Below are 11,695 nucleotides of genomic sequence, written 5' to 3' on the forward strand. Positions count from 1 at the left end.
TTGGAGGGATACCTACCATGGTGGCGGACGGCACGCCCGGTCGGCAGGGAGAGCAGCGCCATGGACGGCCCCGTGTTCGAGCTCGAGCCGGGGGAGCCGCTGTTCTTCATGAGCTACGCGCATATCACCGCGACGCGCGACGAGGTCGCCCGCTTCTTCGAAGACTTCTCGACGGATATCAGCGAGCTCCTCGGCCGTGTGGTGGGCGCGTATCCCGGATTCATGGACACCGTCATGGGCGGCGGCGAGCGGTGGAGTCCGGAGCTGTTGAGGGCCGCCGGCACCTGCCAGGTCTTCGTGCCGTTGCTCTCCGCCTCGCTGATCACGAGCGACTGGTGCGGCATGGAGTGGCACGCCTTCGCTCGCAGGACGAGGGTGCGGCGTGCGGACGGCCGGCCCGACAACGCGACCGGGATCGTGCCGGTCCGGTGGTCGCCGATCGAGCCAGGCGATCTTCCCGATGTCGTCCGCGGGATCCAATGGTTCACTCCGGCACGCCTACCCGATCAGAAGATCGTCGAGGCGTACGAGCGGGAGGGTCTCCTGGGGCTGCTCCGGCTCGGCATGGAAAAGGAATATCGCGCGGTCGTCTGGCGGCTCGCGCAGCACGTGATGTCGATTTTCCGGTCCCACTGGGTGACTTCGTTGATTCCCGAAGGCCCGGAGGAGCTACGCAACGTCTTCCGTGACCGGGGGGTGCCATGAGTCCGACGCCGGAAACGTACTTCTTCCTCAGCCATGCGCGTGTGGCACCGCCGACAGACAGCGCGCGTACGGACGCCGACTCATGGGTCCGTGAGTTCTTCCGGGACCTGTCCCTCGAGGTACGACGGCGGGCCCGCCACGACGTGGGCGCCGAGGTCGGCTTTCTGGACCTGGAGGTCTCTCCCGCGGCCGACGCTCGGACCGCGCTCCTCCGGGCGCTCGGCTCGGCACAGGTGTTCGTGGCGCTGTACTCGCCGGGCTACATCCGCAACTCCTGGTCGGCGAGGGAGCAGGAGGCGTTCGGGGCGCGGGTGGCCGAGCAACGATCGCCTTCGGATCGGCTCCTTCCGGTGCTCTGGGTGCCGTTCATGTCCTGGGAGGACCCCGGAGAGGCGCACGTGGCGCAGATTCGCCGTGCCCGAAAGCTGGCGCACGACGTTCCGGAGTACCTGGAGAACGGCATGCGCGGGCTGCGAATGCTGAGCTACTTCGAGGACCAGTACCGAGCGGTCCTGGGGCGTATCGCCGGCGGCATCGTGGACCTGGCCGAACGGGCCCCACTGCGGCCGTCGCCAACACCCGACCCGTACCAGGGTGTCGGAGTCGACGCGGCTTTCGAGGTGGCCGTCCTCGCACCCGCCACTGTGGACCTGCCACCGGAGCGTGCCACGGACGGCTACGGCGAGACGAGTGTGCTGTGGCGGCCGTTTGGCAACCGCCAGGCGTTGCCGGTCGCGGACGACGCCGCGAACACGGCGCAGCGGCTCGGGCTGTCCACCAAGGTCAGCGACTACGCCGACGCGGGCGGGCCGATGCCGGGGCGTCCGGCCGTGCTGCTCATCGATCCATGGGTGATTGCCGCGCGAGACGGCGCGCGGGTGTTGAGCGACCTCGCGCGGGAGCTCCCCGAGTGGGTGATTCCGCTCATCGTGGCGGACGAAGAAGATCCCGAGTATCTGGCGCGGGGCGCGAAACTCGCAGGCACAGCGGCGGATATCCTCTATGCGGAAGGCGGTCGGCGTCCGGAGCGGGTGGGTCAGCTGAGCGAGTTCGTTCGCATCATGCCCAGTCTCATCGCCAAGGCACGCCGTCAGTACCTGAAGAATGTGCCCGTTCCCACGTCGACCAAGTCGGTCAAGCGTCCGAAGCTGATCGATCCGGATGCCGAAACTCTGCCGGTTGAGGAAAGACCATGACAGACACACGTGTGGGTCAGATCGTCACGTTCTACTCATACAAGGGTGGCACCGGGCGTACGATGGCGGTCGCGAATGTCGCGTGGATCCTGGCGGCCAGCGGCAAGCGCGTGCTGGTCACCGACTGGGATCTCGAGTCGCCCGGCCTGCATCGGTTCTACAAGCCGTTTCTCGATCCCGATGTGATCGGCGGCACCGAAGGGATCATCGACCTTGTCCGGGCCTACGAGGACGAGGCGATCAAAAACCGGCATCGCGACGACGGCTGGCAGAAGGAGTACGTCAAGGTCGGCGGTGCCTTCACGGTGGGCTGGCAATTTCCCAGTGGCGGCTCGCTCGCCTTTCTCTCCGCCGGACGCCAGAGTGACCACTACGCCGCCACCCTCAGCGGCCTCGACTGGGACAATTTCTACGACCGGCTCGACGGCGCCGCGTTCTTCGACGCACTGCGCGACGACATGAAACGCCGGTACGACTACACGCTGATCGACAGCCGTACCGGGCTGAGCGACGTCGCGGACATCTGCACGATGCACCTTCCCGATCTCCTGGTCGACTGCTTCACACTCAGCGACCAGGGCATCGAGGGGGCGGCATGGGTCGCTCGCCGGGTCCGCAACTACATCAAACGCGAGATCCAGATCCTGCCCGTGCCGATGCGCGTCGACGCCGCGGAAAAGGAGAAGGTCGACGCCGGCCGCGCCTTCGCCAAGCGGAGTTTCGGCTCGCTGCCGGCGCGGATGAGCGACGAGGAGCGCGACGCGTACTGGGCCGCCGTGGAGGTGCCGTACAAGCCGTACTACGCCTACGAGGAGACGCTCGCCACATTCGGCGACGAGCCGGGGTCGCGCACCTCGTTGCTGGCCGCGTTCGAGACGTTGACCCACTACATCACCGGCGGCGAGGTCCGGGCGCTGCCGCCGATGGACGAAGCCACCCGCCTGCACCAGAAGGCACGCTTCATCCGCAAGGTGCCCGAGTACATCGAAAAGGACGTCGTCCTCGAGTACGCACCGGCCGATCAGCTGTGGGCGGAGTGGATCGGGGCGGTCCTGCAAAGCGCGGACATACGCGTCCACGCGAGCGGAGGTGTCCACCTCACCGCGGAGGGGCGCCGGGTCAAGCCGCGCCGGCTGGCCGTCGTTTCCGGTGCGTACGTGGCGGCGGACGCCCTGGCGACCTCTCCGCGGGAGGAGGTCAGCACACGACCGCCGCTGGCGATCTATGTCGGCGAGCTGCGTCCGCTGCCCGCGTTTCCGAGCGATACGTCAGCCACCATCGTCGGGCTTTCGGAGCAGAGCGCCGAGGAACGCGTCCTCCGGCTGCTCGGGCGCCAAGGTTCGGCCATAAAGGAGCGACCTCCCCACCTGGCCCGCTTCCCGGGCGCGGAGCCGAGGATCTTCTCCGCGCCGACCCGCAACGCGATGTTCACGGGACGGGAAGAGGAGCTCGTGCGCCTCCGTGCCCACCTACAGTCGGATCGCACGGCGATCGTGCTGCCCAAGACATCCGCACTCCCGGTGGCGCTGCAAGGGATGGGCGGCGTGGGCAAGACCCAGGTCGCTTTGGAGTATGTCCACCGGTTCCGAAACGCGTACGACATCGTTTGGTGGGTCAACGCCGAACTGCCCCAGTTCATCGACACGGCGCTGGCCGACCTGGCCGACCGCCTCGCCGTGCCACCCGAGTCCAAGACCATCGACAAGGCGCGCTGGGCGCTACAGGCGTTGCGCCGAGGCGAGCCGTTCGGTCGCTGGCTTGTGGTCCTCGACAACGCCGAGGACTTGGAGCAGGTCATGCGGTTCATGCCGGAGGGAAACGGCCACATCATCATCACGTCCCGAAACCAGGCGTGGGCTGACTATGCCAAGGGGATGTCCGTCGATGTGTTCCGGCGGGCGGAAAGCGTCGCGCACCTTCGCCAGCGCGTGACCGAGATGACGGCGCAAGAGGCCGACCAGGTGGCGGAGATCCTCGGTGACCTGCCGATCGCGATCGCCGCGGCCGGTGCGTGGCTCGCGGAGACCCTCACCTCGGTGCCCGAGTACCTGCGCGAGATCGAACGCCACGGTCCACGCGCGCTGTCCGGCTCGGACGACAAGGGAAGCGGCGCCGCGGTGGAGGCGACGTGGGACCTTTCGCTCACCCGCCTGCGGAGCCAGTCCGAGGCCGCGTACCGCCTGCTCCAACTCTGCTCGGTGCTGGCCCCCGAAATCGCGCTGAGCCTGGTCTACAGCGACGAGATGGCCGCCGCACTCAAGCCGTACGACGCGACCGTCATCGAGCCCATGGTGCGGTCCGCGCTGATCCAGCGCACCAATCGGCTCGCCTTGGTCAAGCTCGACCCCCACAACCAGCAGGTTGCCATCCACCGCCTGTTGCAGGCCGTCGTCCGCGCGCGGATGACGGACGAGGAGCTGGCGGAGGTGCGCCAGCAGGTCCACCGAGTGCTCTGCGGGTCTCGGCCGGACGGCGAGGTCGACAGTCCGGCCACCTGGGCCCGCTACCGGACGCTCTGGCCCCACCTCGAGGTCTCACATGCCCTGCACAGCACCGACGAGAAGATGTGGCAGCTGATCGTCAGCCGCCTGCGATATCTCTGGCTCGGCGGCGACTTCAGCGAGGGCGAGAAGTTCGGCCGTCAGGTCGAGGCAGCCTGGCTCGAGCAGCTGAACTCCATGTCGGACGAGGACGAGGCCGACGCGCTGCGCCGGCACCTGCTCCACCTCCGGTTCAACCTCGCCAACATCCTGCGCTCGCAGGGTCGTTTCGAGGAAGCGAGGCAGATCAACGAGGAGGTCCACGCGGCGCAGCAAGCGCTGCTCGGCGCGGAGCATCCGCACACGCTGATGACCGCCCGCGGCCTGGCCGCCGACCTCCGCGGGCTCGGCATGTACGCGGAGGCGCTGGAAATGGACGAGAACGCCTATCGCGTGTGGGCGGAGGTGTTCGGCGAGTTGCACCCGCAAACCCTGGTCACCGCCAACAACCTCGCTGTCTCGTTCCGCGCGGTGGGCAACTTCCGCGACGCCCGCAGCCGCGACGAGAAGGTCTATGCCCGGCTTCAGATCGTGCGTGGCACCGACCACCCCAGCACCTTGGCATCGGCGTCCTGCCTGGGCCGTGATCTCCGCGAGGCCGGTGAATACGAGGAATCGGTGCTGCTTCTCCAAAACGTGTTGAGCAGCCTGCACTCGGTGCTGGGGAAGGAGGCGGCAGACTCGCTGAAAACGCAGGCAAACCTCGCCGTTTCGATGCGCAGCGCCGGCAAGGCGGCCGACGCCGCGCCCCTCCTGGACGAGGCCTACGACCGGCTCCAGCAACGGTTTGGTCCCGGCAACCCGGACACGCTCGCCTGCCGGCTGAGCCGGTCGGCCAACCTGCTGGCGACCGGATCGCTGGCGCAGGCCATGGCGGAGATGGAGGAGGTGACCGAGGCCTACGAAAAGTTCCTCGGCCCTAGCCATCCCCACACGCTCGTGTGTTTCACCAACCTCTCGGCGGCCGCCAGCGCGGCGCGTCAGGTTGAGCGGGCCGTGGAGCTGGCACAGCGGGCCAGCGAGGAGTTCGAGCACACGCTCGGACCCGACCACCCGTACAGCCTGGCGGCGGCGATGAACCTGGCGAGCTGCCGGGCCGAGCAGGGTGAGGTCGAGGAGGCACACGTCCGCATGCAGGAGGTGGCGGCGCGGATGGCGGAGGCGCTCGGCCCGGAGCATCCGGACACCCTTTGCTGTCAGTCGCATGTGGCGATCACCGGCAGGTGGCTCGGCCGGACCGATCAGGGCGCCGACCCGACGGGATCAGTGCGGCGTCTGATCGACGCGATCGGCCGCCACCATCCGGTGGTCAAGACGCTTCAGGCGGAGAGGCTTGTGCATCGGGTGCTAGATCCGCACCCATTCTGACGGAAACGCCTCAGCCATCCAATCTGGCCCCGGCAGGACGTCGTCCGCGGCGGCCTGCCGGACGCCGCTGAGCCACATCAACGTCAGTGGCAGGATCTCGACCGCGGCGAAATGACCCGCGCCTTCTTTGACCAGCAGCTTGGCACTGGGAATCTGCTTCGCCAGCCATCTGGTGTGCTGGAGCGGTGAAAATGTGTCGGCGTCGCCGTGCCAGAGCAGGACCGGGGGCCTGATCGTCGAGAGTTCGAAGCCCCAGCTCTTGCGAAACGCCGTGACATCGTCGATCCAGCCCCCGGGGCCGGATCGGGTCGCCTCCCTGTAGCTGGCGGTGAGGAGCTTTCTCATCGCGATGTCGTCGACCACGCGGTGGTCTCTTTCGCACAACGCCGGACGCAGGTGGTCGACGAGACTCTCCGGCTTGTTGTGTGTTTCCTCCGTACGCGCGGCCAGCTCGGCGGCGTATGCCGTACCGGAGGCGTCGACCGACCGATACTCGTTGACGTTGAGGTGGGTCATGCCATGGTGCCAGTCGAGGTCCGGCGCGTCGGCGGGTGCGATGCTGACCAGCGCCGCGGCCCGCGTGACCCGGTCAGACAGGAGCGCGGCACAGGCCAGGGCATGAGGGCCACCGCCGGAGCGGCCGACGACCGCGAAACGGTCGAGATTCAAGTGGTCGGCGATCGCCTCGATGTCGCCAGCCACGTCGGCCACGCTGCGGCCCTCGTGGCGATCGGAGTCGCCATATCCCGGGCGGTCGTATGAGATGAGGCGAATGCCCATCCGGTACAGAACGATGCCCCGCGGTTTGGGACCGCTCCGGCTCCCGGGCGTGCCGTGCAGGAGGAAGACCGGCAAACCATCCGGTGCGCCCGTGACTTCGACGGCAAGTCGCCGGCCGTCACGGGTCGTGACCACCACCAGCGGTGGGGACAACTGCGCCGAGGCCACTCGCGCTTCCTTTCGGGGACAGAAAGGGGGGACCGCCTCGAACGGCAGATGCCCCTCTCAATCTACCAGGTTAAGGCGCCAAGGCCCGTTCAGTCATCGTTGCGTTCGGTAGCCCTGTCAGGCAAATTGTTGGCACGGAAGCGCCACGGGGAGATCCATTTCGGCCACATATGCCAGTTGAAAGTGCCAACCCAGTAGCCTGACCCTCAGGGAGTGCCCGGCGTACCGGTCGATGAGGTGTAAATCGGTGGGCGCCGATGCCTCGGGCGGTTCGACCGCGTCCTGCCCGAATCCGGCCCACCGTTCGAGACCCGCTCGATGTTGGTTCGCTGGTGCTGGCGTCGGCGCGGCACCGTGACCAAATTGTATCTTTTGTTCAAGATCGAGTTATGCGACTACCCATTGCGCTTCTGGCCCTTTCCCTCGTAGGTGCTGGCACGCCGGCGGCCGCGGCGTCCGTCGGGGGTCTTGAGGCGGCTGTTGTCGCGCGGCTCGGCCCGACCGTGCAGGTGAACATCGCTCCCCGCACCACCGACCGGTGGGGCTTCGGCACCGCCGTGCGGCCGACCGCCGCGTACCCGGAGGGGTGGCTCTTCGTCGCGCGGCGGGAGACCGGCGTCTGGCGGGTCGCGCTGGAGGGCGAGGCGGAGTTCGCCACGCTCAGCGCCGCGTCCGTGATCCTGACCGGCGACGAGCGCCGCGCCCTCGGTGCGACGAGGGCGCGCACGCGCGGGCCCGAGTCCACCACCGACCGGCGCACCGGGATGCGACTGCCGTTCGCGGTCGGGCAGACCTGGCGGTACACCGGCGGGCCGCACCCGATGAGCGGCGGCGCGCGCAGCTCGGTCGACCTGGCCGGCGGCGACGGCAAGGTGCTCGCGGCGCGGGCCGGGCTGGCGTACACGATGTGCAAATCCGGTCGGGGCTGGGTGCGCGTGGTACACGACCGCGGCTTCGCCACCGACTACTACCACCTCGAAGGCAACATCAAAGTGGACGGCAAGCGGGTGGCCGAGGGTGCGTTCCTTGGCAACATCGGCAACGACGTCTCCTGCGGCGGCCGCTCCACCGGCAAGCACGTGCACTTCTCGCTGCGGCGCGACGGGGCGTACACGCCGATCGACAAGTACTCGTTCGGCAAGTGGGTGATCGTCGCGACCGGCGGCGCGTACGACGGCGCCGCGCTGCACGGCTCGAAGCGGGTCGCGGTCGGCGGCGGCCTCTACAACTACGGGGCGCTCGGCCTCACCCAGGGCGTGGTCGACACCGACGGCGGCACCACGCTCAACCGCCGCTCCGGCCCCGGCACGGCCAACCCGGTGGTGGGCAAGCTGACCGACGGCGACACGGTGACGATCACCTGCTCGGCCCGGGGTACCAAGCACGCCGGCCGCAACAGCTACGTCACGGACCTGTGGAACAAGCTGGCCGACGGGAGCTGGGTGAGCGACGCGTACGTGTGGACCGGCACAGGCGCCCCGGTCAACGGACTCTGCACCTGAGCCGGCTGATACGGTCCGGAAAAGAGTGCCGTCCGTATCAGGGAGTGAGACGACCATGGGCAAGAAGGTCACCGTCGTCGGCGCCGGCTTCTACGGCTCGACGACGGCGCAGCGGCTAGCCGAATACGACATCTTCGACACGGTTGTGCTCACCGACATCGTGGAGGGCAAGCCCGAGGGTCTCGCGCTCGACCTCAACCAGTCGCGGCCGATCGAGGGCTTCGAGACCAAGGTCGTCGGGCAGACGACCGGCCCCAACGGCGAGGGCTACGAGGTGATCGAGGGCTCGGACGTCGTCGTGGTCACCGCCGGCCTGCCCCGCAAGCCCGGCATGAGCCGGATGGACCTGCTCGGCGTCAACGCCAAGATCGTGCGGCAGGTCGCGGAAAACGTCGCGAAGTACGCGCCCAACGCCGTCGTCATCGTCGTCTCCAACCCGCTCGACGAGATGACCGCGCTCGCCCAGCTCGCCACCGGCTTCCCGAAGAACAGGGTGCTCGGCCAGGCCGGCATGCTCGACACCGCCCGCTTCACCCACTTCGTCGCCGAGGCGCTGGCCGTGCCGGTCGGCTCGGTGAAGACGCTGACGCTCGGCTCGCACGGCGACACGATGGTGCCGGTGCCCTCGAAGTGCACGGTCAACGGCAAGCCGCTCGCCGAGCTGCTGCCCGCCGACAAGATCGAGGAGCTGGTCGTCCGCACCCGCAACGGCGGTGCCGAGGTCGTGGCGCTGCTGAAGACCGGCTCGGCCTACTACGCGCCGTCCGCGGCCGCCGCCCGTATGGCCCGCGCCGTCGCCGAAGACTCCGGCGCCGTGCTGCCCGTCTGCGCGTGGGTCGACGGCGAGTACGGCATCTCCGGCGTCTACCTCGGTGTCGAGGCCGCGATCGGCGCCAACGGCGTCAACCGGGTCGTCGAGACCGACCTGACGGAGTCGGAGCTGGCCGGTCTCAAGGAGGCCGCCGAGGCGGTCCGCGCCAAGCAGGCCGACGTAGCGACCCTGTAGCCGTGAAGGACTCCGGGTCCACCCGCGCGCACGGGCGGGCCCGGAGTCACGGTCGTTACCCGGCGACCGAGATGCCGGGGCGGCCGGATTCCACGAGAAACTGGGCTGCTGTCCGGACGGTCGACTCCTGGGCCCGGACCGTGCTGACCAGGCGGAGCGAGCTGAGCATGCGCTCGCGGGTGACGTCGCAGACCACGTAGCCGCGCTGGTTGTCGATGTACTTCCAGTGCGGGCTCTCCGCCATGATCGGGTCGTACGTGTTGTGGAACGCCACCGGGTCCGCGTTGCCGCCCGACGTGATCGACGTGCCGGTGATCTCGGCGGCCACCACCGGCGACGCCGGGTCGTCGAAGTCTGGCTTGAGGTCGCACACCCACGTGCAGTGGCGGTCGCCCGTGAGCACGACGGGGTTGTCCACCTGCCCCGAGCCGAAGAACTCCAGCAGCCGCCGCCGCTGTACCCGGTACCCGTCCCAGTTGTCCAGGTCGTAGACCTTCTCCGGCCCGGCCCGGCGGTCGTTGGACGCCCACATGACCTGGTTGGCCAGCACGTTCCAGCGGCTGCCCGAGGTGCGCATGCCGTGCACCAGCCACTGCTCCTGCTCGGCGCCGGTCATGCTGAGCGCGGGGTCGTTGGCCGCCTCGATCGTGGCCGGCTGGTCGCTGCGGTACTGCCGGGTGTCCAGCACGTGCACGCTGGCCAGCCGGCCGAAGCGCAGCCGCCGGTACAGGCGCATGTCCAGCCCGCGTGGTGTGGATTCGCGGCGCAGCGGCATGTGCTCGTAGTACGCCTGGAACGCCGCCTTGCGCCGCTCCCGAAACGCCTCCGGCGTCTGTAGGGCGGGGTCCTGCGGGATCTCGTCGGCCCAGTTGTTGTCGACCTCGTGGTCGTCGAACGTGACGATCCACGGAAACGCCGCGTGCGAGCTTTGCAGGTCGGGGTCGCTCCGGTACTGCGCGTGCCGGTTGCGGTACTGCGCCAGCGTCATCGGCTCGCCGGTGCCCTCGTGCTGCCGGAGGGCGGCCGGGTTGGCCGGGCCCTCGTAGATGTAGTCGCCGAGGAACGCCACGAACGCCAGGTCTTCCGCGGCGAGGTGGCGGTGGGCCGTGTAGAAGCCCGCCTGGTAGTCCTGGCAGCTGGCGAACGCGAAGCGCAGCAGCCGCGGACGCGAGTGTGGCGTGGGGGCGGTACGGGTGCGGCCGACCGGCGAGATCTCGTCGCCGGCGCGGAAGCGGTAGTGGTACACGCTGTCCGGGCGCAGACCTTGCACGTCCACGTGTACCGAGTGCCCGACCAGGGGATGGGCGAGCGCCACGCCGCGCCGGACCACGCGGTGGAAGCGCTCGTCCTCGGCGACCTCCCACCGCACGCGCACGGGGCGGTCGGGCATGCCGCCGCCGTCGAGCGGCCGCGGGGCGAGGCGGGTCCAGATGACGACCGCCTCGGGCAGCGGATCGCCGGAGGCCACGCCGAGGGTGAAGAGGCCGGACGGGAGAGAGCCACCGGCGGTCGAGGGGATGTGCGCCTCGGTTCGGCCGTCGGGGGAGAGCAACATGGGTCCGACCACGAGGCCAGCGCCTGCGGCGACGAAGCGTCGCCGGCTTAGGGGGTACGGGTTAGCCATGCACTGACACTCGTGGATGGCGGTGAATCGCCCCTTACGCCCGAACGAACGGCTCGGTCAGGTGAGGTGTGGCGAGGGTGATGCCGGCTTTCAACAGCTTCGTCCGGGACTCCCTCGCCGCCGACGGGTCCGCCTCGTGCGAGTACGCCGTCTCCGGGGCGACGAGTTGTACCGCGTGCACCAGGAGGTCGCCGGTGACGAGGAGCTGCTCCTGCCCGTACTCGACGAGCACCGACTGGTGGCCCGGCGTGTGGCCGGGCGTCGCGATCGCGGTGACCCCGGCGGCGATCGGGACATCGCCCTCGACGAGCCTGAGCTGGCCGGCCTCGCGAAGCGGACCCAGGACGCTCTCCCGATCCGCGCGGAAGGCCTCGGCGTCGGCCCGCTGGACGAGGTACGTGGCGTTGGAGAAGTACGGCGTGCCCACGACCGCCCAGCCGATGTGGTCGGTGTGCAGGTGGCTGAGCACGACCGTGTCGACGTCGGCGGGGTCGATGCCGGCGGCGGCGAGCTCGTCCGGCAGGCGGCCGGGCACGGGCGCCCAGCTCGCCGCGAGCGAGTCGGCCGGCCCGATGCCGGTGTCGACGAGCGTGATGTGGTCGCCGTGGCGGACCGCGAAGCACCGGAAGCGCAGCAGCCACTGTCCGTCAGCTGTCACCGCGCCCGGGTCCCGCTCGTCGGCCCGCGCCCACAACTCGGCGCTGACCTGCGGAAACGCCTCTTCGCGCGGCTCGAAGAAGGTGCCTTCGCCGTCGTGCAGAGCGACGACCGTCGTTGGGCCGAGGGTGCGGGTGAGTGGCATGCTG

The 11,695-nt window shown here is 69.1% G+C and carries 8 protein-coding genes; 5 read left to right on the forward strand and 3 right to left on the reverse strand.

Annotated elements, in window-relative coordinates; genetic code table 11:
- The first annotated feature begins 60 nt into the window (after window positions 1-60).
- The 3 genes from ACTMTJ_RS01860 to fxsT are packed head-to-tail and all read left to right on the forward strand — an operon-like array spanning window position 61 to window position 5,809.
- Complete coding sequence (locus tag ACTMTJ_RS01860; protein ID WP_441214231.1) at window positions 61-705, forward strand: TIR-like protein FxsC; 645 nt, start codon at window positions 61-63, stop codon at window positions 703-705.
- Window positions 702-1,901: a TIR-like protein FxsC gene (locus tag ACTMTJ_RS01865; RefSeq protein ID WP_441214232.1), complete on the forward strand. Its 1,200-nt coding sequence runs from the start codon at window positions 702-704 to the stop codon at window positions 1,899-1,901. The genes ACTMTJ_RS01860 and ACTMTJ_RS01865 overlap by 4 nt, the downstream gene beginning before the upstream one ends.
- The gene (gene fxsT / locus ACTMTJ_RS01870) at window positions 1,898-5,809 is read left to right on the forward strand and encodes an FxSxx-COOH system tetratricopeptide repeat protein (RefSeq protein WP_441214233.1); all 3,912 of its coding nucleotides are present in this window, start codon (window positions 1,898-1,900) and stop codon (window positions 5,807-5,809) included. Before ACTMTJ_RS01865 ends, fxsT begins: the two co-directional genes overlap by 4 nt.
- Here fxsT and ACTMTJ_RS01875 read toward each other — a convergent pair.
- Complete coding sequence (locus tag ACTMTJ_RS01875; protein ID WP_441214234.1) at window positions 5,789-6,757, reverse strand: alpha/beta fold hydrolase; 969 nt, start codon at window positions 6,755-6,757, stop codon at window positions 5,789-5,791. The genes fxsT and ACTMTJ_RS01875 overlap by 21 nt on opposite strands.
- 389 nt (window positions 6,758-7,146) lie before the next feature.
- On the opposite strand from ACTMTJ_RS01875, the gene ACTMTJ_RS01880 reads away from it, so the two are divergent.
- Together ACTMTJ_RS01880 and mdh are read left to right on the forward strand one after the other, a co-directional pair.
- A complete protein-coding gene (locus ACTMTJ_RS01880) occupies window positions 7,147-8,259 on the forward strand; it encodes a peptidoglycan DD-metalloendopeptidase family protein (protein WP_441214235.1) in 1,113 nt (370 codons plus the stop codon).
- Between the two features lie 55 nt (window positions 8,260-8,314).
- Window positions 8,315-9,265, forward strand: a complete 951-nt coding sequence (gene mdh / locus ACTMTJ_RS01885) for a malate dehydrogenase (protein ID WP_441214236.1) — start codon at window positions 8,315-8,317, stop codon at window positions 9,263-9,265.
- A 55-nt stretch (window positions 9,266-9,320) separates the two neighbouring features.
- On the opposite strand, the gene ACTMTJ_RS01890 is transcribed toward mdh, so the two are convergent.
- Both ACTMTJ_RS01890 and ACTMTJ_RS01895 read right to left on the reverse strand, forming a co-directional pair.
- Window positions 9,321-10,820, reverse strand: coding sequence for an alkaline phosphatase D family protein (locus ACTMTJ_RS01890; protein WP_441214237.1), 1,500 nt, complete (start codon window positions 10,818-10,820; stop codon window positions 9,321-9,323).
- 103 nt (window positions 10,821-10,923) lie between these two features.
- Window positions 10,924-11,691, reverse strand: coding sequence for an MBL fold metallo-hydrolase (locus tag ACTMTJ_RS01895; RefSeq protein ID WP_441214238.1), 768 nt, complete (start codon window positions 11,689-11,691; stop codon window positions 10,924-10,926).
- Between the last annotated feature and the right edge of the window lie 4 nt (window positions 11,692-11,695).

The organism is Phytohabitans sp. LJ34 (assembly GCF_052068095.1).
Taxonomy (GTDB): domain Bacteria; phylum Actinomycetota; class Actinomycetes; order Mycobacteriales; family Micromonosporaceae; genus Phytohabitans.

What these genes read in the sequence shown, in the direction of transcription:
- ACTMTJ_RS01865 (WP_441214232.1), top strand. Translation starts at nt 702, where the DNA reads ATGAGTCCGACGCCGGAAACGTACTTCTTCCTCAGCCATGCGCGTGTG.
- ACTMTJ_RS01895 (WP_441214238.1), bottom strand. Translation starts at nt 11,691, where the DNA reads ATGCCACTCACCCGCACCCTCGGCCCAACGACGGTCGTCGCTCTGCAC.
- ACTMTJ_RS01860 (WP_441214231.1), top strand. Translation starts at nt 61, where the DNA reads ATGGACGGCCCCGTGTTCGAGCTCGAGCCGGGGGAGCCGCTGTTCTTC.
- fxsT (WP_441214233.1), top strand. Translation starts at nt 1,898, where the DNA reads ATGACAGACACACGTGTGGGTCAGATCGTCACGTTCTACTCATACAAG.
- mdh (WP_441214236.1), top strand. Translation starts at nt 8,315, where the DNA reads ATGGGCAAGAAGGTCACCGTCGTCGGCGCCGGCTTCTACGGCTCGACG.
- ACTMTJ_RS01880 (WP_441214235.1), top strand. Translation starts at nt 7,147, where the DNA reads ATGCGACTACCCATTGCGCTTCTGGCCCTTTCCCTCGTAGGTGCTGGC.
- ACTMTJ_RS01890 (WP_441214237.1), bottom strand. Translation starts at nt 10,820, where the DNA reads ATGTTGCTCTCCCCCGACGGCCGAACCGAGGCGCACATCCCCTCGACC.